Genomic DNA, 22,703 nt, shown 5'->3' on the forward strand with positions numbered 1-22,703 from the left:
ACCATAAGCTGACGCACTATCTTCGGCGCAATACTCTTCCCACAGTAACAGCTTAGTCATGCCTTTGCGCTTCAACTCTTGCTGCATAAGCATGAAGTCAGGCAGCCGTTTTTGGCGCTGAACTGGCTCAGTGTTATACAACTGAGCTTCGAGCGTTTTATCGTTAAGCGCTTCGGGCAACGGCCACGATAAATCACTGGATTTAAAGCGCGAGAGTATTTCACTCACGGTTGAAGGGCCGAGACTCAAACATTGGCCGATGTCTCGATGGCTTAATCCTACTTCGAATTTGAGACGCAGGACGTCTTTAATCTTTCTCATATCGGTTCTCTTTCTCGCCATGGCAACTCGTTCCTTCAATCAAGTGATGAAGTTGAGCTTACCAATTGATTTAGTGAGAAAAAGAAGAAGATTTCGGGATTCCGATCAGTGATTTCGGAAAAACGTCATTTTTGATCGGATAACTCCGAAATAAGCGATCGGATTAGACCGAAATCGCTGATCGGTTTGAACCGAAATGGATGATCGGAATGGGCCGGAACATGCACCCAATAGCTTATTACTGAGATTTCATAGTAATACTCGTTCCCATTCAAAAAACATTCCCAGTGTTTTCATGGGAAAGATAGAATGTCCGCTATACGTACAGACCGTGTGAAAACTCATATTTATGGTTGCTGTTTTTAAATTGAATAATACAGAAATTCTAAGTCCACTATAGTTTTTGAATGAGTGTTTCCACAACTCTCATGTCTTCATTGCAGATATGAGACCGCTAACGCCCATGATATTCATCATTCTTTTGAAGTTGTATGCCAAGACCTGCAAACTTACCTCTGTTTTTACATGTTTTAATGTTCTTGTCAGTAGTTGTTGCGTTCCTGCCCATTGCTTTATTGTGCCAAAGGGATGCTCGACGGTTCGATGCCTCAATATCATTGCGTTTGGCATGTTTTTATAAGCTTGTGCCACGCGTTCAACATGCTCCTCATCATCGAGTCTTCGGATCCGTCTTCCTGCTGGTGATGTTGTGCACCGCGATTTCATAGTACAACCTTTGCAGGTCATGACCGACATGTAAGCGCGTAGCGGTTTTCCTTTGTCAGTTGAAACAAAGCTAAACGGGATATCTTTGCCAGCAGGACATTCATAGACGTCTTTTTCTTTGTTATAGACAAAGTCTTCTTTGGTAAACAGTCCTTTTTTTCGATTAGCCGAAGTACGGATCTTCGGAACAATTGCAGTAACGCCTGCCTGATGAACAGTCTTAAAGCTCGTGCTATCGTCATAACCTCTATCAGCAAGAATGGTAATGTCTTGTTTACCTAACGCTTGTTGCACATGCTGGCTCATCGGGACAAGCTGGTGTCTGTCACTTGGGTTATTAGTCACGTAATGGGCAAGTATCAAGTGATGTTTGGTGTCGACAGCCGCTTGAATATTATAGCCAACTAATACGCCTTTATGCTTTAGTGCCATTCGCCTGCTGTCGGGGTCGGTATAGGAGATTTGTTTGTCGGGTAAGGTTTCCAATTCTTGCTGTATTGTTTTCTCGCTTACCAGACGCGCTTGCAGTTTAGCGAGCTTGCCTTTCAATTTTTCTGCGTCTTCAGTGCGGGACTGGCGGTCTGCTCTATCGAGCTCCATAAGATAATTGGCAATATCTTTTTCGGTTGTTTCGATACACGTCTTTATCAAACCACGTGAGTAGTTCTTAGCGATATTGTTAACCGCTTTGAACTTAGTGCCGTCAATAGCCACGATGGCATCCGTAAACATATTGAGTTCACGGCATATCAACACAAAGCGCTTACAGACTTGTTGTATCGCGTTGCCGTTGTCACGTCTGAAATCAGCAATCGTTTTAAAATCTGGGGTAAGACGCTCAACCAGCCACATCAACTCGACATTACGCTGCGTTTCTTTTTCTAAACGTCTGCTTGATTGAATGCGATTAAGATAACCATAAAGGTAAATCTTGAGCATGGTTGCCGGAGAATAGCTTGGCCTACCTGTTTTGGCTGGTTGGCAACGTGCAAAACCCAAGTCAGATAAATCTAATGAATTGATAAACATATCGACTGCACGAATCGGATTATCTTCATGGATGTAGTCATCTAAAACTTCGGGGAACAGCGTGCTTTGTGTTCGGCTTTGGCCTTCGATAAATCTCGACATGTGATTGAAACATATCAATTTTTTGATAGTTTTATTGTACCAATTCAGATATCAATTGAGGACCGATACTTAAGACCGATTGATCATATAAAAAGTCTGCTTAGACCAAAAGGTGATCAATAGTTTTCACACAGCCTGCGTACAAACCAGCCATTCAGACACAAAGTATCAATCACTGCTCCTGGCTATCGAGGCCATCTTACGTGACGTGCAACCAGACTCCATTGAGCACGCTTGCGTAAAGAAGCCATATCAAATGGGTGGGTTAATTTACATTTCTGCCAAACACGCGATGACATCGTCAAACGACAGTGGCTCCTCGGCGATCCCTTGCTCACCGATGACAACTAATGCCAACAGCGCGGCGGCCTCATCATCGCGAGCCGTTTTTTCATTAGATTGCTGACTATCAACACGTTTCTGCATGGCCACTTAAAACCGTTCGCTATCGGAGAAAGGAGGTCACCAGTATAGCAGCCATCGGGATGCGTTGTGTATATTTCAGATGGTGGTGGTTGACGTAGCATGCCCAACACGTCACCGTGTTTGAACGCTTACCCGTTGATGTCATCTAGCCTAGCGGTGCAAAATGCCTGTTCCTAGCCCCACACCGTGCCGAAGTGGCGAACGACATGGCACGGACGGTAAGCAAGGCCCCCCTGTCGACAATCCAAACAACGAAAAAAGGCCCGTGCCGACCATAATCCGACCCAACATCCCAAAAGCCGGAGCAAACAAGTCACGAGCAGGCCGAGTAAGGCAACCTCAACGTATTCACCATAATCTCGGATTATGCGCCATGGGCGAGGTTTTCACCTTGAGTGGCGAAATCGGCACGAAAGGCGCGTTTTGGATGGTTTTGAGTAGACTTTAAAGGCCAGCACGCAGCGGTAGGGTGTGGCCGGGTTAATGCCCCAACTCACTGCATCCGATTTCACATAACCCCTTGATTTATCAACCAATTTCAGATTTCTCGCCAAATCCTGCCAAGCAGTTTTTTGGCCATTTCGGTGACAAAGTGAGCAAACGAACAGCCAAAATCAATGACTTAGCCAATTTGGGGTTGCAAATTTTTTTAGAATGCCTATTCTCTTATTTGAGAACAATTCAACGGCTTTTTTGGTGAGAGATACGGCAAAAAAAACTCATTACTCCATCGCTATTCACTTCTTACATCACTTCCCTGGCTTCCTTCGCAACTTGCTTGCGGCCATTAAATTGAAATCAATAAAGCGCTGTAGACCAATTTTAAAAATATGGGCTGATTGGCGAGAAATTTGTAGGCCATTCAATACCAAGCTAAGACTATCTTGTCTTTTCCTTTCAATCGAAACCATTTCAATAGCCGTTCATAAATTGAAGATAGCTCAGCACCATAATCCTCAGAAGTTAGCGTTCAAAAATGAGCTAACATCTAACTTTATTATCGTCTTCTGCTCCTTGGGAGCAAAACTTACCATCGAATTGGATACTCTTTCACATCAACGCTGATTGGACTCCATAAAACAGACTAAATATCCGCACTAAACTTGCAACCTGATGGCTAGATCTCTTTAAAAAAGGTATTCTATTGTAATTTTTTGGCACTTTCGCTTCGTCACTTGTGCCAGTACAAATTTTCTAATTACCCAAGAGGTAACGTGATGATAAAAAGGAGAAAATGTGTCACGGCTTACTGACTTAATTGCCCAAGCTAAAGCTAAAGACCCCCAGATGGGAGCTGACCTAGAGAGGGAGTTTAAAGCTTTATCTTCTCGTCGCTCATTCGGTTTGAACTTTGAGCGTCACCGTCCAGAAACAGTTGAGCTGCCTAATCGCCAAGTGCGGAAAGGGGATAAAGTTCGTGTTCTTCCGCCCAGAGGCGAGACAAAGAAAGGCGATCAGCGCCTGTGGCAAGTTAAAACTATCCGCCAAGAATCTGGACAGTGGATCGCTGCTCTAGTTGAGCTTTCTGCTTCCGAACCTGAAAATCTAGACGTACCTATTGAAGACTTGGTGGTTGTCGCTGAATTTAGAGACAAGATTTATCCCGGCCTGATAAGCACTGGAAAAGTAGAACGTGGAGGCGACAAGCCTTTTCACTCTGTAATAAACGGAGAGAACTTTCATGCGTTAAAGGCACTTACTTATACGCATAGAGGAAAAATTGACGCTATTTACATTGATCCTCCATATAACACTGGAGCTAAAGATTGGAAATATAATAACGATTATGTAGAAAGTGAAGATTTATATCGTCACTCAAAATGGCTAGCCTTTCTAGAAAGAAGGTTGATAATAGCTAAAACATTGCTCAATCCCAAAAATTCAGTATTGATTGCAACCATCGATGAAAAAGAGAATGCTCGCTTACTTTTGCTTCTTGAGCAGGTGTTTCCTGAAGCTAGAATTCAATCGTTGTCAGTTTTGATAAATCCTCAAGGAATAACTTCTGGAACAGGAGAGTTTTCACGTGTTCATGAATATACACATTGCTTAACTTTTGGAGAAGCCAAGCTAACGCCTTGGACTCGCTCAATGATTGAGAATGAAAAAGAAGCTAACGATGTTTCCGAAGATAAAACTGTTCGTTGGGCAGATTTTGCAAGATACGGTGGTAACGCCAGTAGAAAAAATAGCCCTGGAGCGTTCTACCCAATTTACGTAGATATAAAAGAAGAGGTAATTCACAGCGTAGGAAGAGCTCTAGATTGGGATGAAAACCCCAGTGATTTTGTTCCACCAGAGGGCACGAGAGCTGTTTGGCCACCCAAAAGGCCTGATGGTCAAGATGGTCGATGGCGTGCGATTGCTGACACTTGCAGTGAGCTAAATGAGCAAGGATTTATCAAAGTTGGTAAATACAATAAAAAGAGTGGCCGTTACTCTTTTAAATATCTTCAATCTGGCACATTAGATAAAATTCAAAGCGGCGAAGTGAAAATTACCGGTTACGATGAAAAAGGTAGTGCAATTGTTGAATATATCCAAGGAGCTAAAACAGCTACACCTAAAACAATTTGGACTTTGCCTTCTCATGACGCATCACGCTATGGTTCGAACCTCTTAAGACAACTATTACCCGGTAGAGTATTCCCGTTTCCTAAGTCACTTTATAATGTAGAGGATATATTGAGATTCTTTGTTAAAGAAAACAAAGAGGCAAAGGTTCTAGATTTTTTCTCCGGCTCAGGTACAACTGTTCATGCAATATTGCGATTGAACAAGCAAGACGGTGGTAATAGGTCGTGTATAGCAATAACTAACAATGAAGTAGCTGCTGAAGAACAAACAAACCTGCTTAAGCAAGGTTATAGACAAGGAGATGATGAGTGGGAGTCTCTAGGTATTTGTGATTACATAACAAAACCAAGGATCGAAGCTGCAATTCTCGGAAAAACACCCTCAGGTGAAAATATTAAGGGTGATTATAAATTCACTGATGAATTTCCTATGGCCGATGGCTTCAAAGAAAATGCAGAGTTCTTTACTTTAACTTATGAATCACCAATAGCTGTAAATCATAATCTTGCTTTTGGTCGAATAGCGCCTTTGCTGTGGCTGAAAGCTGGAAGCATAGGAAAAAGAATTGATGCAATCCCATCAGTGGGTTGGGAAGTAGTACACGCTTATGGTGTTCTTATCGATCTTGATAAAGCTAGCGAGTTCACAACAAAAATCAAAAGTACCCTCACCTGTAAACTTGCCTACATAGTGACTAACGATGATAGGCGTTTTCAAGCTGTCGCACGCACTCTTCCTGATGGGGTTGAACCTGTTCGCCTTTATGAGTCTTATCTAAACAATTTTCAGTTTGCAAATGGAGAATAAGAAGTGAAATTTACATTAAAGGATTACCAAACTGAAGCCGTTGCTGACGTAATTAAAAACTTACACAAAGCTAAAAAACGCTGGCATGAAGATACTGATACTCAGGCGTTTTCGCTCACAGCGACAACAGGCGCAGGTAAAACAGTTATGGCTGCTGCTGTGTTTGAGGCGCTGTTTTATGGTGAAGACGACTTTGATTTTGAGCCAGACCCGACAGCTACTGTCATATGGTTTAGCGATGATCCTTCATTAAATGAACAAACACGTTTTAGGTTATTAGAAGCGTCAGACAAGCTAAACTTTAGTGATTTGGTGGTAGTAGAAAATACGTTCAGTTTTGAACGCTTTGAGCCTGGCAAAATTTACTTTTTAAACACCCAAAAATTAAGCAAGAACAGCTTGCTTGTTCGTGGATACGATCCGGATGCAGAAGAAGCAAAAACTGGACAGGGAAATCTACTTTCTCAAGCAAAGCCAGATTTACGCTCCCACACTATTTGGGAAGTACTAAAAAACACCATCGAAGATTCTCAATTAACTCTTTACCTTGTACTCGATGAAGCTCACCGAGGAATGGGGGCTACTGCATCTGATGCTAGTAAGAAGTCAACTGTTGTTAAACGCCTTATTAACGGGGCTGGCTCAGTACCTGCAATTCCAATTGTATGGGGAATTTCTGCGACAGTGGAGCGCTTCACCCAAGCCATGCAGGTAGCTCAAGGTCGAACTTTGCTTCCAAACGTAGAAGTTGACTCTAAGCGAGTACAGGATTCTGGCTTGCTAAAAGATACTATTGTACTTGATATACCGGATGAAACAGGACAATTTGATACTGTGCTACTTCGAAGAGGTGCCGACAAATTACGCGAATCAACAGAAGCTTGGCAAACATACTGTGAAGCTGAAGGGTTAAAGGCTGTCGTTCCTCTCATGGTTCTACAGGTGCCAAACAAGCCAAATTTAAACGATCTTGGCAATGCACTTGATACGCTGTTTGAGCATTGGCCTGAATTAAAAAGTAGTAATATAGCTCATGTATTTGGTGAACGAACTAATTTAAAACTGGGTAATCACACAGTCTTTTATACAGAACCTCAGCGAGTACAAGACGAGCAGGAAATAAAGATATTGCTTGCGAAAGATGCTATCTCCACTGGTTGGGATTGCCCAAGAGCAGAAGTCATGGTTTCTTTCAGACCAGCCAAGGATAAAACCCATATTACACAGCTTCTTGGAAGAATGGTTCGCACACCGTTGGCTAGGCGAATTCCAGGTAATGAGCGCCTGAATGCTGTTCATTGCTTACTCCCATTCTATGATAAAAATAACGTAAAGGCCGTTGCTGACAGCCTAATGCATGGCGGAGGGTCAGATTCCGAGCCAACCATGCATGGTCGTAGAGTACTAATTAATCCAGTTAATCTTGAGCCAAATCCATCAATAAAAGATGATGTGTGGAACTCTTTTACAAATCTACCTTCACAATTATTGCCTCAACGTGTTGCAAAGCCTGTTAAACGTCTCACTGCTTTAGCGCACGAACTTGCTCAAGATAACCTGCTACCTGACGCCGGTAAAAAAGCGCATTCTGAAATGCATAAGGTACTTGATGCCGCTTTTGTGCGTTTTAAGGATGAGATATCAACTGCACGTAAAGAAGTCCTTACTGTAGAAGGTGTCAGCTTACGATCTAATTTATGCGATAAGAAAATGTCTTTTGATCAATTTGTAGAACAAGCTGATTTTGCCGTTATTGAAGATGCATTTAAAAGGGCAGCTAGATTTCTAAGCCCAGATTTGTCTCGTACATACGCTGAACATCTCGCCGATAACAATGAAGATGCCTATGACCGAGAAGAAGCGCTACTAGATTCCCATACAGATATAGCGGCATTAGGTCTTGTTCATGAAGTTACCGAGAACCTGAATAAAGAAGCCGATGACTTAACGGTAAAATGGTTAGATAAATATCGAGTAGAAATAAGAAATCTCAGCGATGAACGCCAGGACGTGTATCGACAAATAAAAGAAATGAGTAAAGAGCCTCAAGATAATGATATTCTAAAACCTAGAGCTTGGATGCTGCCTACAACAGCCCTAGAGGTTGATGGAAGCGAAACACCTTTGCCCACCTACTCAAGCCACCTGATGAGTGACGATAAGGGTTTATTCCCCGTTGAATTAAACCAATGGGAACTGAAAGTGCTTGAAACTGAGATGTCTCGCCCTGGTTTTGAATCTTGGTATAGAAATCCTGATAGAGCTAGCCAAGACAGTTTGGCCATCGCATTTATGGAGGCAGACGAATACAAACTGCTGCGCCCTGACTTCATATTCTTTGTGCGAAAGCCTGATGGAAGTATTGGTGTAGATATCGTAGATCCTCACGGCATTCACTTAAGTGACGCATTGCCAAAATTACGTGGATTAGCTAAATATGCTGAAAATCACAAAAGTATATTTAGACGCATTGAATCTATTGCGGATCCAACTAACAAAGGCCAATTCAGACTGCTAGATTTAACTGTTCCAAAAGTTCGAGAGGCTATATTCACAGCAACAGATGCAAAGTCACTGTTTAATAGTGAGGTTGCTGAAGACTACCAAACAATATAGTCATTTATAACTTACTAAACAATTGCAACTGCAAAGAAGGCGAACCCGAGAGGCTCGCCTTCTTTAGTTAACTATCAATAACAAACTTCATTACTTTGATAACGAAATAAACATAAACCATTGAATTTCATTAATTACATCCGATTGTAAAAAATTGCACTGTAATAAAAAACTACAAATTTTGTTACCAACCAACAGCAACTGTTTATTATCACAGTTTCTGTATAAATATTTAGTGAAAATATTTCGCTTGTTACACTAACTACCAATTTTTACCAAAATAAAAAAAGCGAGCACTTAAGGCTCGCCTTTCAAATCTATGAACAGCTTAGTCAGTCACAATCTTAATTACGGTCACAAACTTAATTAAAATAGTCACAGACTTAATTAACAGCCATCAACCTGTGATCTCGGAATTAAGTGGGTTAACTCGATTCACACCAATCAAACATTTTAAAACCATAATTTGTAATTAAGATGGTTAATTTACTGAAAAACTCATTTACCCATTAAGACCAATTTTAATTAAGTTGGTTAATTTTTCTAATTGCCCCGAAACTGATTAGTGTGCAAACCTAATGCTGCAACGATTTGCTGTTTTTCTGCATCACTTGCATTTGCTAAGTCTGAAACTAATTGAGCGATTGGCGACGACTTGGATTTTGCTTCCTTTTTTTTCTCTAACACTTTCTTTAGTCTATATAGTTTACACAGTTTTATAGTTTCACAACCTTTAGAGCTTAATCCTTCGTAAATGGCTCCATCATGAATTTCTATATGCTCGCTATAACAATCAAAATAAGGATGAACAATTGTAAGATTAATGCCAGATCTAGGATAAATTTTGATTTCTTTATGTAAAACAGGTTGGTTACTTTTATTAGTGTTACATCCGGGGCAAGAGAGCGCTAAATTTTTGGGATGAAATGTAAATTTTTCATATTTACTCTTGGGTACAATATGTTCGATATCGACCTCTTTTATATCGAAGCCGAGTTCTCTTTTACAATAACAGCACGAGTTTGTTTGTTTGGGACGAAGATCTTCTTTCAATGCAGATTTTATGTCATCAAAGCAAGATTTATCCCAGTCACTATGGTTCTTGAATGAATCCTTGATAACTTTTTTCTCTGCTGTACTGAAGCAATAAGGAGAAATAATTTTATCTGCCATAAATTAACCCAACTCAATTAACTTTTGGATAACATCAAACAATGGGTCAATGGATTTTAAATTCGGTTTAATCTCTTTTATTTTCTGACTAAGCTGAATATAACGTGGATTTCCTTTCTTACCTTCCGCTAATAGCTCAAGTAGCTCAGTAACAATCGCATTAAGGTAATAGTTTCTGGTCGATGGCAAGTCGAAGATATTTAGCAAAATGTCCTCTGCTGACATGCCGTTCGTATCACCTTTATAATACTCAACATCAATATGATTCCCTTTTGATGTCTTAAAGTGAACGACACTAGACCTGTGGTTTGGTAAATCTGAAATCAGGAAATGCGAATGTGTGGCTATGATTACGTGACAGCCACAAACCGACTTCAATAACCTGTCTAATAGTTCTATATATCTATATTGCCAAGATGGGTGAAGACTAATTTCAGGCTCATCAATCAAGATAAGGCAATCATTTTCCAAGTTTGGAACCAAACCTATCAAAGTTGATAGAATACTAGCTTCGCCAGAACTTGCATCCGTATAGTCAAACTCCCCCCCTCCTTTTTTGTACAATTTGACTCGCATATTCTTCATTAGATCTAATTTTCTTAGATCATCAAAAAGTTCATACCTATATAATTCTGATGAAGAAATTACTTGACCTTTTCTTCCAATATTTTCTGATGAAAAATTTATTACAAAACTAAATTTTCTCCCTCCGCCTAAATAGTTATTCTCGATAGCATAAGTATATGCATTTGCAAGCTCACTCCAGTATTCGTCATCAAATCCTAGAAATTTATTGTAAGTACCCTGCCTAATTCCACTTCTTAATTCGCTTCTCTTACGAATAAAGGACTTTAATTCTGCCCCACTCAACTCTCCAACTAATTCGTTAAACTCCTTAGGTATTGATAAACGATATTCCAGTTTAATTACTGGCTCGTACTTCAAGTAATCAAAAATTTCATTGTACTGATGATATAAATCGTGATTGTTCGATTTAGCCATTAATGAAGAAATGGCTCTATCCATTAGTGCTCTACTTGAAGACCCGCCAACTCTACCTCTTGGTCCTAAATAGCAATAGTAGTCTTCAAGATTACTCTCTTTATCAAACCGACTGAAGTTATACTCCTGTGGAAACTTGTCCGATAAACTAGTCGTAATTGCAATCAATTTAGATGGTTCATCACCACTACCATTCTCATTAAATAGACCATAACGATCTTTACCCTTTTTCCTGAATTCAGTGGCAATACCACGCAGAAATCTACTTTTACCTGTCCCGTTATTACCAATGACCACGGTAAAATAGTTGTCATTGCTTTCATTGTTGTCAGTAAGCCTAACCCAAGATGTTTGAATTTTTGGTTCGTCCAATTTGAACTTTTTTAACCTAAACGACATCCGATTCCCCATCAAAATTTTGTTATTAAATATAACAAGTTAGATAGGATTCGTGAACTATTAAGACAATTAATGCAAAAACTCAGGATTACCTCCATGCTTTTAGTATTGTTTTAAATCGTTTTTAACTACCATGAGTTATGGCTATCTATAAGGGCATACTCATGAATACAATCGTGAAAGACTGGCAAATAGTTTCTGTTTTTGACAAAGGCGACCTCGTTGGAGATGTGCTCTGGGGAATTTGTGTTGATGATTCGACCCATCGATTCTCTAAAGGAGATTACGTTTGTACATCTCGGATCGTAAAAACAAATGAGCAGTTAATTAAAACCGCTAGCGGCAGTATCTATCAAACTCTAGGTGAAGGCACTAGATGTCAGATTTTATTAAAAGACTTTGAGTTGCTCCGGCATGGCTTTAGCCCACAACAAATTGAAGACTTGAAGAATTGAATCAAGCTCATCCCAATCAACTGCATTAAATTCGAAAGGCGATTGTTCAAGTACATCTGCTACTTACCTAAGTATCGCAAAGCTCGCGGGATCGGTGAAGGTAGGTGCTGTTCCAACCAACACTTATCATGCTTATACAACCATATATAAGAAGCACCACAATTCGCTCTTACTTCTTTTTGCCTACATTGAGGATGACACTGACAAAACGCGTCTATTTCTTGTCTGCACTGCTGCCTTTTCTTGTTCAATCGGATAGCTTTTCGCAATGTTACCAACTCGCTGAATTTACCCAATATCAGCTCAACTGCACCTTGTGAAATACCGTGTTCCCTAGCAATTACTTCTGTTGGGATACCAACCATCAGCTTGCGCCAAATATCTCGCTCATCTACAGAAAATATCTTTGAGGGGCGCTTATCCACTGCAATCTGGTTGTTAGCTGCAACTTTTTTAATGTAAGCAATACTTTTGCCTGTTTGTGCTGCGATTTTTCTCATGCTACCACCATCTTTTAGGTATTTGATGATGAGTGAGTTATCAATGAGTGAGGAAGGACTCTGAACTTGCTCTTTGGGCGTTTTAGGCTCTTTCGCAGGTTGAGCCTCCATCGCAGTTTTAAATCTTTCCCACGAGCCAAATAAGCAGTGAATAAGAAAGTAGTATTTCAGTGGATGGTACTGGTTATGCGGCTGATAAAATAGATTCGCAGGATAGCTACCGCGCCTTAAGCCGCACGCTAATCGTTTAAAATGGGCACAATTTGAAAGCTTTCCTAACTCTTCAATCATCAGTGGCACCAGCAATCGCTTTCTAGTATTGCCACAGGCCGTCACCATGCCCATTTCCAATAATCGGTTCTTAAGCACGCGCACTAAGTCACTTTTTGCATAAAAAATCGGCTCATCTATAAACGTCATTGCGATACAAGTAGAAAGGTTGAACTCACTTATACTGGCATCAACAATCTCACTAGTCTCTGGTTGCGCAGCAAAGGAACGTATACGTTTTTCTGAGTGAAGCTTTAGGCCATGCAGAGGGCAGCAAGTCACACCTGCCAGTTGATGAATTACATGCCAATACGCAAATCCATGCTGTGCTTCATCATACGTCACACAGGCAGGGCACGATTTAAGGACAGGTTCTGTTAACAAGCGGTTTGCTACCATGCCATAACGGGAGTGCATATAGGCAGTATTACCACTGAGTAAATCAGTTTGAAGTTGCTGGTACTGGGCTTGGGTTTGAAAAGGTCGGTAGTAGTTAATCCCGGTCATGAACTGAACGATCCATTGTTCATCCACACAAGAGCTTTGTGCCAGTTTTGCGATATAGGAAGGAAATTCGGTGCTGGCTAATTCGGTTTTTATCTGAAGAGCTTTTAACGATTGGTTGCGAAAGCTCGGATAACCAGAGTAACTATGCGCACGCGCTACCCAGCTAAAAACCGTTTCACCTTTAATTGGTGTGGGGTAATAAACTGGATAGCTCATAGTTGATTAGCTCATCAAATTCGGGATATTTTCAATCTCACCAAATAACATCCTTATCATCAGCAAGTGACATATCGGTAACGTGAATTTGTCCTTGTATGCTAAATACGACACGAATAATTCTCGGAATTTTCGGTTTCCCTGATAACCGTCAAGTATCAGAAGACGCTCATATAGCTCAGGTGCAAAGTAGTTATCCAACGCTCGTTGTGCCTCAGCAATTATTAGGGTGTCCTTGCGTGAAGAAACGTTTGTGAACGTATCTAATCCAATATAGTCCCGATAGGCGCGTTGCAGTCGCTGCAAGTTCAAGTTTGGAAACTCATGTTTGAGCAGCCTTGCGGATGTCCTTAATACCCAATCGATATCATCATCCATGTAACCATCAAGGTTATCGTAGCCCATATCGCACTTAGGACAGTTGCTACCATGCGGTAAACCAATACTATTGAGATAGCGCCCAGAATCATGACATCTATCACAAGCGATAAACAACGGTGTCTGATGCTTAACGCAATAACTCATACCAGCTAATTGATGCTCAATGTGATAGTAAGTTTCACCAATAGTGTCCATATCCTCCTTAACGCACTCCGAGCAATGCCGCCAATGGGCAGCATACTTAACGCGATTGATATTGTTAACAAACAACGGCTTATCGCCAGATTGTTTTAACAGTGTTGCTGGTAAGAATGGAGCGTAATACTGATAAAGAGTGTGTCTTCCTAAAAACGTTTCATAGTCGATGCTAGGCGAAAATGCATCGTAAACATCTCGATATAGGGGCCTCAATACATAATGTGGCACCACCGTCTTATAATCACTTGAGATGGGGTTGGTCGCGTTATCCCATCGCCTAATACCTGAATATTGATGATGTCTAACCATCAAGCTGATGACATGCTCACCCTCAAACGGATATGCATTGATTTGTGGTTTGCGTACTACACTGCTCATGATTTCACTTCACCCAGCTTGGCAGCAATTTCCTGCCGACTTAATCCTGATAAATTTCTAAAATCATCTGCTGGTATCAACGTACTTTTAGCCGATGGCATATCAATCACTACGCCTTCATCACTCATACCCGGTGGATTAGGTACATCACTGTCAATACAATACTTTTCAACAACGTCCGCTGTACTCATATCTTCACCCGCTTTTGCAGGGTTAAGTAGCTTGATATGCGGTTTAATCAAATCCTCAAATGTGCTTACTTCACCTTCCCTCAACGCATGAAGTGCGTCCGCCAACAGGTAAAATTGATCGGCATAGACATCACGAATAAGATCTACTGAAATAGTTTCTAATCCAGAGTAAATCGCTTCTTCATAGCAAAGCTTTATCAGACGAATGAATAGTGCGGGAATACCGCAACTATAGAAATTTAACGCTGAGGTTATCTCATCAGTGAACGTGAACGGATTCCGCAGCAAGTGAGGCTTGTAATAGCACTGCACGTAGTAATTCCAAAACGGATTGGCAATGTGTTTTTTGGTAATAGGATCATACACAGTTGTCTCAATTCCATCACAACGCTCAGATATACCTGATGAAATACGTCTAGAGGTAGACATGGTAGTTTGGAATAAAGGCCACGAGGCATAGGTGCCTGCCACAATCATCGGAATGCCAATGCTATTAAAAAACGCGTCGATAAAATTCAGTGTTGAGCGGTTTTCATCTTTAGCATCATTACTGTCATAGACGCAGCGCTGTATTTCATCAATGAAAACAATGCCAATGTTGTACTTCATTGCCACTTTCTTTGCCTCAATCACAAAAGCTGAATTATTCGCCTTGGAACCTTTCCAAAGCTCGTAATGGCTAGAGCCTAGTAGCTGGTCGATTGCGAAGAAAAAATTGAGGATAAAACCCTTTTTGGTTTTAGTCGCGGGAGCCTCAAACTTGACATAAACAACCTGCTCCTTGCGAAACAGATTACCTTTATATTCATTGTGTTCGATAACCTGTGGCAGTAAGCTCAAACACTTATCTATCGTCTTGGTTTTGCCCCCACCACTAATGCCGATATGCGAGATACACGTTGATAAATTAATCGCGTTTGGCATTTCATAGTCTTTACCTTTCCCAACTTCACTTTGCATGATGTTGTAATCGATAGTGAAAGGTCTTCTATGTAAATACCCCACCATAATTGCTTTAACGATGTGCCGATAAATTTTAAACGTCTTAGGCGATGGCACAAAGGTAAGTGGAATTAATTCAATCATTAACTCCCTATCAAAGTCATTCATCTGAGTAACGCTTGCATCAACGTCATGATTGACCAAAATCGCCTGAGTGAACGCTTCCAAACTCTTTGCAGGTCGAATCGCTTCAATTAGCGGGTTGTTGTTATAGGCGGTGATGTTGTGAGGAATATATTCCGCTTTTACAGCCACTGATTGTGTTTCTAGAATTTGCATGTTTTTACCTTATTTCTAATTAATCTTGTCTCCTTCATGGTTAATTTTTCCTATTGATTTTGCCCTGATGTGGGATACATCTGCTGCATTTGGCGCATCATTGAAGACTGCAACGTCTCCATCGATACTGTTTCTTCTTTGGATTTTGACTCACCTACCATCAACGTGCTAATCATGGAGGCAGTCTGTCTATCCATATTCGCCTTGGTAATTTCCTTCAACGCTTTAACCGTAGATTGCGATGATTTGGCGTTCGGTCTTGTTAAACCTTTAAGCGCATCCAACGCTTCTTTGGTGATCCGTTGCGTATTGTTCTTCTGTATGAAGCGGGCTTGCCTTAGTTCGCGTTGTTGTTCAACTAGATCCGATTTCTTCTGAGATTGTTTATGTGACACATCGAACCAAGTAACACCTTCAAACGTATCGTCCTGCTCGGTGTTGAGTGTTGCTTCATAAACAACGCCATCATGCTTGTACCAAATTTTGTCAGTAGAGCCATCAAAGTAACGGATGTCTAATTTCTTCACTGGGCGTTTTGGGTTTGCATTAAGCCAGCCTTGTCGTGCCGCATGTTCGCAGTGGTAGTAAACGTTGCGGTACTTAATCCCTTTTGCGGTAGTTGCTGCACGACTCCGAGGTAGTAGCTTGAACATGACATCTTCTTTTTTCATAGTCATGCCTCGTCCATTATTCATGTAATGACGCAGCCCAAAGTTCCACCTAGCTCTGGAGGTTGCACGCACACCTTCAACTTCCATTGCCTTACTAGATACTCTCGGTTTTGGCACAAAGTTGTTTCTAATAATGGTGTTAATGATCAGCAGTTGAACAAACTTGTCGTAGTCATACACTGCGAGGTTCGAAGCGTGCGTATCGCCTTTTTCGGGTATGCGTTCAACCAGTCCCGGCATGAATTGGATGATGTCGTTTTTGGTATGCTGAAACTCACCTTCCACAGTACCTTTGGTGTAACCAGCATAAATTTGCAAATAGTTGATACAGTCAATGCCCATTTTCTCATCAAGCAACTGCATCATGTTTTTCTTGGGATATTCCACACCATTATCAATGGCAAGTTCCGTACACAGCAGGTTACAGGGCCAATCTTTATGCGTGATATCGACACCAAACTGTTTGCAGAATTCCACTTTATCTGTGAAAGCATTGTAAAGTGCCTGCATGACTCCGCGCCAGTTGGGGCCACCAATCCCAACGTGAAAGCCTACCGTCATCCCTGAGTCCACATCCATCACACGGTATACAGTGGGTCTGCCAGATGATAAGCGCTCTTTTTTGTTGTACGGGTAGATAAGATAAACATCTTCAATCGTGGCATCTACCTCATAACGAAATCCGGGACCCGGCACATCTGAACGGGCACGTTTTAGCTTAGCCCGGTATTCAGATAGATACCGCTTATCACCTTTTTGCTGCCACTTCAGTCGCCCTTCTTTTTCAGCCGCTCTAACAAAGGTATAGTATTGGTCATAGCTAATACACTCATTCTCTTCCAGCGGTTTACGCTCGACTATTTCCTTTCCGTCTTCATCAATGTACTTCTCTTTTTTTGACTGAAAATAGAAGTCATACACCTCATACTGTTTGGTATGAGGCATTCGCTTGAATTTCTTTTTACCTAATCTTTCCAAGTGCTTGAGAATATTGTCTTCGTCTAGCTTGGTGCGCCCACGAAAATAGGTATCTGATGATTTTCTGCCACGCTTAGACATTCCCTCAGTCGGGACAAGCGGTAGCACAAAGTTGCTGCCACATTTTCGATAATCCGGATACATCGCGTTGAAACAGCTACCACGATAAAAGTACTGTGCAAGTAATCTGGATATTTGCGCTGCATTTACGCCACTTTCAGCGCTGATTTCCTTGATAAGTTCAGTACCTCTGTCGGTATACAGGTATTCATAGGTTTTTTCTGAATCCTCAACAATAGGCTTTATCAGGTCATAGTTAAATCGAGCGTTATCCCGCCTTTTTAGTTTGATTTCTAGCTGCTCATTTGGAGACTTGCTACGCGGTACGTAAAGGCCGTTGTCATATTCAATCCCACGGATTTCATATTGGTAATGCGACAACATATCGGCTAACTTTTGTGCATCCATTGTTAGTGGTTTGCTTTGAAGGCGTGAGCGTCTTTTTTGTAAGGGTTTGTCCACTCTCGGTTTGCGTTTAACCACCGATTTATTCAAATCGTAATAAGCGACCTTATCGCGGGTTGCATGGACTATACGCAGGTGTAGTGAGCCAGTTGGCGTGATGATTTCTGTATGTTTACGGAACATGATTAAGCGACCTCCAATAAAGGAACTGGCTTAAACACATTAATTTTTATATCTAAATCAATCGGTAATTGATGAGACCATACGCCCCACTGGAACAGGCCGAAGCCATCGTCGTAACTGAGTCCCAAATGATGACTGACACGCTGAATAACCTCTTGTAACGGTGTTTCAAAGTACAGGCTTGCCATCTCAACAAACGCCATAAAAAATGGCTGTTGATGGTGCTTAATCTCGTGAATGTATTTCAAGCACCCCTTGGACCACTTTAAATTGTATGCACAGTTAACGCTGACGTTGTGGTCAGTTTCTAAAACAAACTGTATCCGTTTCTCTTCATAGTATCGTCTTTCCAGCTCAAGCTTTTGCAAAGTACGCGTAACCGATACAGGGTGCTTGATTTCTCTATCCAGCGAATCCAGCGTTTTATATGTTCTGGCGACCTTTTTTGTTGCGAGGTTGTTGTCGGCTAAATCCGTCTCTAGACAATAGAAGTCAGTACTGAGCACATAGGCTTCGCCTTCTTCATCGCACGGATACTTTATACCCATATCGATTGCGATACGAACACATAGCTCCAAGTCCCACAATGGATATTGCTCAAAGTAATTAACGGTTTCAGGCAAGGAATCTCTTATGATGCCTAAGCGTCTTTCACCATCGCTCAAGAAATGGTGATTGCGTTTGCTCTTAGCACCTTTGTACAAATGTCTTCTTGTCCCCTTAGGACCGCTCCACACTTTGATTAGAGGCTCGTATTGCTTCTTGTCTAACGCATCATGCCATTTATCCAGCGTTTTAAGGGCCTTATTAAATTTTAAAAGCATTCATTCCGCCTTACCCACGTACATCTGCTAGCTTGGGAAATATAAATTTGGCGAATGAAATAACTTAGAGTTGGAAGTTTGATGTTTATCATTTTGTCTACTCAAATTCGTTTAAACACGAATGTGATCGTAGATCTCAATTTTGATCAATTCAACTTGCAAATATGCATAACACACTGAAAAGTAAGGAATTAATATTTATAAAAATAAATATTATAATTTTCTATTAATTATTTAGACCCCATAAACAACTGAAAAAACATAAAATATTTTGTGATATTTTTTGAGTATACAAATATGCATATTTCTCGTAGTTATCGATTAAAGATCAAATATTGATTAAATAAATACATTTCGTATCACGATCTACTCATGCCGAGTATCATAGTGGCGCATTTAACCTGAAAAACTTCAAGATGAGACCCACGCATTAGATATGTTTTCATATCCATATTTATCTACCATAAGTAATCAAGCAAAAAGCTAAGGTGGCTTATGAACACTACGTTAAAAGATTGGAACATTGTTGCTGTTATGTATGATAAGCAGTTAGTCGGAGCCTGTATAAACGGATCTGCTTGCAAGAACCTACCAGCATTGGATCGTAGATCCGACCGTTCATATGGATACAGCGGATTTACGATCCTTAAATTATGCTACTGGAAAGAAGCCATATCGACCAATTTCCTTGTTCTTAGAAAAGTGGTAGTAAGTCATTTTTGGTTTCAAATCTTCATCTGGCTCTTGGTTCTCAAACACGATTATTTGCTTATCTTTAAACGAATCACATAGATCAATGTAGAAAGCAAAAATCATATCTTTTTGTAGTTGAACCTCATCATCATTCTCGTCATTGTCACCAGCTCGATAAGTGGTCAAAGGAGAATCTAGAATTACAAATTTTGGATGGCGTTCAAACTTAGACAAGTATTCCATTAAGCCTAGTGAAAAAGCTGCATACGAAATTGCTCGGTATCCTTTACCAAAATGGGACCTTGGCTTGCCACCAATTACTAAATCCCTACTTTTCATATCAAAAGACACGTCTTCATTTCCGGGGAATGACCAACGCTGTAAGATTGCACTAATGTTCTTACACAAGGCTGTTAATTCGGCACTAAAATCAGGAAAGACGTATTTTTCAGTTCTGTCTTCAAGCTGGACACGCAATTCACCAATTTCTTTTAACAAGCTTTCACGAGAATCCACTATGGCTCTTTGTTTCAAAAATTCATTCTTTTTACTATTTAATAGCCGAATAGCTACGTTATAGTCCTTAAGCTTCGAAGATATATTCCCTTCGATGATTTCTGATAGCTCTTTAACTGCTGCTTCTTTTTGAACTACCTCTTTTGCAAGCATTTGATACTCTTGCTTTAGATCCTCAATTGAATCAGTTAACCCTTTAACTTGAAATTTATTTTTATTAATTTCCGCCTCAGTGCTTTGCACTAATTGCTTTAGCTCTTTTACACCTTTTTCTTGTTCAAACTCTTGTCCGCAAGTAGGGCAATTCGCCATCTCGTATAGCTCAACAAAAGAAGCGGCTTCAGCTCCTGCCTCTAACCTTTCCAAATCTGAGTTATATTTATCAATTAAAAGGCTAAACCTCCCCTGTAGTAGAAGGTTTTCTTTTTCTGTTTCACGTAATTTACTTAGCTCCCCTCTGAATTTGTTTCTTTTATAATCAAGTTCACTATTGGCTTCAACCAGTGCGGTTAGTTCGTCTTGCGCCTTAGATAAAGATTCCTCTAACTCATTCAGTTCTGAGTCTAGCTTTTCTGTTGTAGACTTTACTTCTTCATGGTTAGAAAATTTCTTGGCAACATATTCCTCCAAAGCTTTGACACGCGATTCTACAGCTCCTTCTGTATCTTGTTGTTGCTTCAATTCTTTAACCACTGAATCATCTGCACCAGTGAGTAAAGTTTTAAGTAGTGATGTTTCTTGAGTATACTCTCGCTGGCCTTCTCCTAGAGGTGAAGATTCGGTAATTATCCGTCCTTCATCGACCAAAAATAATTTACTCAGTACGCGTAATGTCAAAGAAGAGGTTTTTAAACTCTGTACACCGTTTACTAATACTTTGTCGTTTAAGCCCAATTTTCCGAGTATATGTGCCGATAGATTATTTTTTCCTTTGTGGCTTGGATTTAAAACAATTGTTTCTGATTCTCTACCATCTGGCTCAAGTTCAATTAGAGTAACTTTAGGTTTGGTAGCCGATATCTCCCTTCGAAGAATAAAGCTTTCATTTTCGTCAACTTGAATTTCTGTTTCAACGGTATTGTAGCCTTTAGCTTCGTCAATATTTTTTGGAGGCTCTTCACCACCAAAAATATACTGAAAACACTTTATGACATACGACTTACCAGTATCAGATGCACCAGCAACAACATTGAGTCCTTTATCGAAGCAAAGTTCAGCCTTCGGTTTACCTTTTCCTATTACGGATATTCTTTTGATAATCATACCGAACTCGATACTCCTTTTCTTAACTCCATTATTGGTATCTGGATAATCCGATTGTAATGCTCAGACAACCAACTTAATCGTTCCCAAATTTTGATGAAATAGCTTGAATTTAAGCAGCTAACAAAGCTATTTGTATTTTCATTCGCACAAAAAGATTTTCCATTTTCATCATAGTGAACATCAATTAGCCCTTTTTTAATAAAAAACAAAAGCGACTGAGGTAGCAGCTCTCTCCGTTGTGCAATTTCTGCCAAATGATTTGGGACAGCAGGATGAAGGTTTGATGGCCCATTAAATTCGCTTGAATACAATAGCGCGTAATCTAATAAGACCAATTCATCTATGTCGAATTTCTCCCCTTCCATACTCGACAGTATCAGTGCGGCTCTAGTTGCCAATTCAACATCACTATTAAATATCTGAGGGACTTTAAGTTTTACTTGTTCCATTTTAAAGATCCTTTATTCACCAATTGGTGGCAAGCGCCTTTCTTATCACGATTACTCATGTATAGATTTAATGGATGCGATGAAAATGAAACTAGTGTTACGTGATTCGAGATAACCAAATATTTATCCCAGCCATTGTTGTGAACCATCAGAACGAGGCTAGAAATGGCTTCATAACAATCTTCGAGCAAATTTTCGTATGTATCAGGAGGCATTGAGTCTCTGGAAAACTTTTCTAAGCTTTCTGCTGAATAGAAGTTTTTACGCGCACTTTTTAGTTCCGTCAAAAACTCAGGAAAGGCTTCTAAATCATCAACAGAACTCACCTGAGATTCTATAGATTCTATTGCTTTTAGTAACTCTGCAATATATTTCAATTCATTGCTTTGAATATCATTTGGAGGTGTTGCAGGGGCTGGTCGATCAAACTCTAATGCTCCAAATCTTCTTATGTAATAAGGAGTATGATTTTTATGTAATTCGATAAGCTTCAACTGTGGAATTTGATCAAATATTGTAAAATCAATATCATGCTCAACAAACTTAAGAAAATCGCCTTCTAAGCTTACACTCTTTTTCTTGGTGATTTTGTCTTTGCACTTTTTATCCCAACCAGAAATGAGTTCTGCTTTCAGCTTATTTGAATCTTTAAGGGCATTAAGGCTAACGCCATTTAAGCCACTCTTAGCAACAAAGTAATATTTTGCAGGCATAGAAAAATGCCCTTGATGTGAGTGGTAGCAAAGCTTTCCAATTTCTAAAAGAACATCTGTCAAATTCAATGGTGAGCTGTAATATTTACACTGAAAGTTTTCCCAACTTCCATCTGGAGTGTAAGCAATAACATCACGCCCCATATCGCCAGCTCCCCCAACCCGATTGACTCGCAAATACTTTTTTTTCCAATACGTTGCTAGTTCGCAAGTAAATTCTTCCCAATCGCCTTCGTCCATATGCTGTAACCGCTTTAATGGCGATATGACTTCGCCAGCTAAAGCGGATACTGCCGACAAGGGAGCATTTGCACTTTTTGGGGAGGGGATCTCGTTTTCTAGTTCCATCTATATATGAATCGTCCAAATTTAAATTTATTATTTTGCTCG

Annotated in this window: 15 protein-coding genes and 1 pseudogene; 3 read left to right on the forward strand and 13 right to left on the reverse strand. The window is 40.3% G+C overall.

The window, feature by feature from the left end; all coding sequences use genetic code 11:
• The 3 genes and pseudogenes from GTH32_RS02780 to GTH32_RS02790 form a co-directional block, all read right to left on the reverse strand.
• A pseudogene (locus GTH32_RS02780) lies at positions 1-342 on the reverse strand (IS21 family transposase); the annotation flags it as partial.
• A gap of 405 nt (positions 343-747) precedes the next feature.
• Positions 748-2,178: an IS1182 family transposase gene (locus tag GTH32_RS02785; protein WP_163083721.1), complete on the reverse strand. Its 1,431-nt coding sequence runs from the start codon at positions 2,176-2,178 to the stop codon at positions 748-750.
• Positions 2,179-2,448: 270 nt separating this feature from the next.
• Positions 2,449-2,604, reverse strand: coding sequence for a hypothetical protein (locus GTH32_RS02790; RefSeq protein WP_163083722.1), 156 nt, complete (start codon positions 2,602-2,604; stop codon positions 2,449-2,451).
• Positions 2,605-3,840: 1,236 nt separating this feature from the next.
• Between GTH32_RS02790 and GTH32_RS02795 the strand changes: the two genes are divergently transcribed.
• Both GTH32_RS02795 and GTH32_RS02800 read left to right on the forward strand, forming a co-directional pair.
• Positions 3,841-5,988, forward strand: a complete 2,148-nt coding sequence (locus tag GTH32_RS02795) for a DNA methyltransferase (protein WP_163083723.1) — start codon at positions 3,841-3,843, stop codon at positions 5,986-5,988.
• A gap of 3 nt (positions 5,989-5,991) precedes the next feature.
• Positions 5,992-8,604, forward strand: coding sequence for a DEAD/DEAH box helicase family protein (locus GTH32_RS02800; protein ID WP_163083724.1), 2,613 nt, complete (start codon positions 5,992-5,994; stop codon positions 8,602-8,604).
• Positions 8,605-9,147: 543 nt separating this feature from the next.
• On the opposite strand, the gene GTH32_RS02805 is transcribed toward GTH32_RS02800, so the two are convergent.
• The gene (locus tag GTH32_RS02805) at positions 9,148-9,777 is read right to left on the reverse strand and encodes an HNH endonuclease (protein WP_163083725.1); all 630 of its coding nucleotides are present in this window, start codon (positions 9,775-9,777) and stop codon (positions 9,148-9,150) included.
• Between the two features lie 3 nt (positions 9,778-9,780).
• Complete coding sequence (locus GTH32_RS02810; protein WP_163083726.1) at positions 9,781-11,178, reverse strand: ATP-binding protein; 1,398 nt, start codon at positions 11,176-11,178, stop codon at positions 9,781-9,783.
• A gap of 164 nt (positions 11,179-11,342) precedes the next feature.
• On the opposite strand from GTH32_RS02810, the gene GTH32_RS02815 reads away from it, so the two are divergent.
• Complete coding sequence (locus GTH32_RS02815) at positions 11,343-11,633, forward strand: hypothetical protein (RefSeq protein ID WP_163083727.1); 291 nt, start codon at positions 11,343-11,345, stop codon at positions 11,631-11,633.
• 59 nt (positions 11,634-11,692) lie between these two features.
• Here GTH32_RS02815 and GTH32_RS02820 read toward each other — a convergent pair whose 3' ends face one another.
• The 8 genes from GTH32_RS02820 to GTH32_RS02855 all read right to left on the reverse strand — a co-directional run bounded on the left by GTH32_RS02820 (position 11,693) and on the right by GTH32_RS02855 (position 22,661).
• Complete coding sequence (locus GTH32_RS02820; protein WP_163083728.1) at positions 11,693-13,126, reverse strand: TnsD family Tn7-like transposition protein; 1,434 nt, start codon at positions 13,124-13,126, stop codon at positions 11,693-11,695.
• A 6-nt stretch (positions 13,127-13,132) separates the two neighbouring features.
• Complete coding sequence (locus GTH32_RS02825) at positions 13,133-14,083, reverse strand: TniQ family protein (protein WP_163083729.1); 951 nt, start codon at positions 14,081-14,083, stop codon at positions 13,133-13,135.
• Entirely contained in the window at positions 14,080-15,555 is a 1,476-nt protein-coding gene (locus tag GTH32_RS02830) for an AAA family ATPase (RefSeq protein WP_163083730.1), read from the reverse strand. Before GTH32_RS02830 ends, GTH32_RS02825 begins: the two co-directional genes overlap by 4 nt.
• Before the next feature lie 50 nt (positions 15,556-15,605).
• Positions 15,606-17,852: a hypothetical protein gene (locus GTH32_RS02835; protein WP_163083731.1), complete on the reverse strand. Its 2,247-nt coding sequence runs from the start codon at positions 17,850-17,852 to the stop codon at positions 15,606-15,608.
• Between the two features lie 2 nt (positions 17,853-17,854).
• Positions 17,855-18,676, reverse strand: coding sequence for a TnsA endonuclease N-terminal domain-containing protein (locus tag GTH32_RS02840; protein ID WP_163083732.1), 822 nt, complete (start codon positions 18,674-18,676; stop codon positions 17,855-17,857).
• 651 nt (positions 18,677-19,327) lie between these two features.
• Positions 19,328-21,148, reverse strand: a complete 1,821-nt coding sequence (locus GTH32_RS02845) for an SMC family protein (RefSeq protein ID WP_163083733.1) — start codon at positions 21,146-21,148, stop codon at positions 19,328-19,330.
• Positions 21,145-21,600 carry an ABC-three component system middle component 2 gene (locus GTH32_RS02850; protein WP_163083734.1) on the reverse strand — a complete coding sequence of 152 codons (456 nt, stop codon included), beginning with the start codon at positions 21,598-21,600 and terminating at the stop codon, positions 21,145-21,147. The genes GTH32_RS02845 and GTH32_RS02850 overlap by 4 nt, the downstream gene beginning before the upstream one ends.
• On the reverse strand, positions 21,588-22,661 hold the full coding sequence (locus GTH32_RS02855) for an ABC-three component system protein (RefSeq protein ID WP_163083735.1): 1,074 nt from the start codon (positions 22,659-22,661) through the stop codon (positions 21,588-21,590). Before GTH32_RS02855 ends, GTH32_RS02850 begins: the two co-directional genes overlap by 13 nt.
• Positions 22,662-22,703 lie beyond the last annotated feature (42 nt).

It is taken from the genome of Alteromonas profundi (genome assembly GCF_010500865.1).
Lineage (GTDB): Bacteria > Pseudomonadota > Gammaproteobacteria > Enterobacterales > Alteromonadaceae > Alteromonas > Alteromonas profundi.

Bases quoted from the DNA above. Each gene is read 5' to 3' on its own strand.
- GTH32_RS02785 (WP_163083721.1), bottom strand. From the start codon at position 2,178: ATGTCGAGATTTATCGAAGGCCAAAGCCGAACACAAAGCACGCTGTTC.
- GTH32_RS02790 (WP_163083722.1), bottom strand. From the start codon at position 2,604: ATGCAGAAACGTGTTGATAGTCAGCAATCTAATGAAAAAACGGCTCGC.
- GTH32_RS02805 (WP_163083725.1), bottom strand. From the start codon at position 9,777: ATGGCAGATAAAATTATTTCTCCTTATTGCTTCAGTACAGCAGAGAAA.
- GTH32_RS02810 (WP_163083726.1), bottom strand. From the start codon at position 11,178: ATGTCGTTTAGGTTAAAAAAGTTCAAATTGGACGAACCAAAAATTCAA.
- GTH32_RS02815 (WP_163083727.1), top strand. From the start codon at position 11,343: ATGAATACAATCGTGAAAGACTGGCAAATAGTTTCTGTTTTTGACAAA.
- GTH32_RS02820 (WP_163083728.1), bottom strand. From the start codon at position 13,126: ATGAGCTATCCAGTTTATTACCCCACACCAATTAAAGGTGAAACGGTT.
- GTH32_RS02825 (WP_163083729.1), bottom strand. From the start codon at position 14,083: ATGAGCAGTGTAGTACGCAAACCACAAATCAATGCATATCCGTTTGAG.
- GTH32_RS02830 (WP_163083730.1), bottom strand. From the start codon at position 15,555: ATGCAAATTCTAGAAACACAATCAGTGGCTGTAAAAGCGGAATATATT.
- GTH32_RS02835 (WP_163083731.1), bottom strand. From the start codon at position 17,852: ATGTTCCGTAAACATACAGAAATCATCACGCCAACTGGCTCACTACAC.
- GTH32_RS02840 (WP_163083732.1), bottom strand. From the start codon at position 18,676: ATGCTTTTAAAATTTAATAAGGCCCTTAAAACGCTGGATAAATGGCAT.
- GTH32_RS02845 (WP_163083733.1), bottom strand. From the start codon at position 21,148: ATGATTATCAAAAGAATATCCGTAATAGGAAAAGGTAAACCGAAGGCT.
- GTH32_RS02850 (WP_163083734.1), bottom strand. From the start codon at position 21,600: ATGGAACAAGTAAAACTTAAAGTCCCTCAGATATTTAATAGTGATGTT.
- GTH32_RS02855 (WP_163083735.1), bottom strand. From the start codon at position 22,661: ATGGAACTAGAAAACGAGATCCCCTCCCCAAAAAGTGCAAATGCTCCC.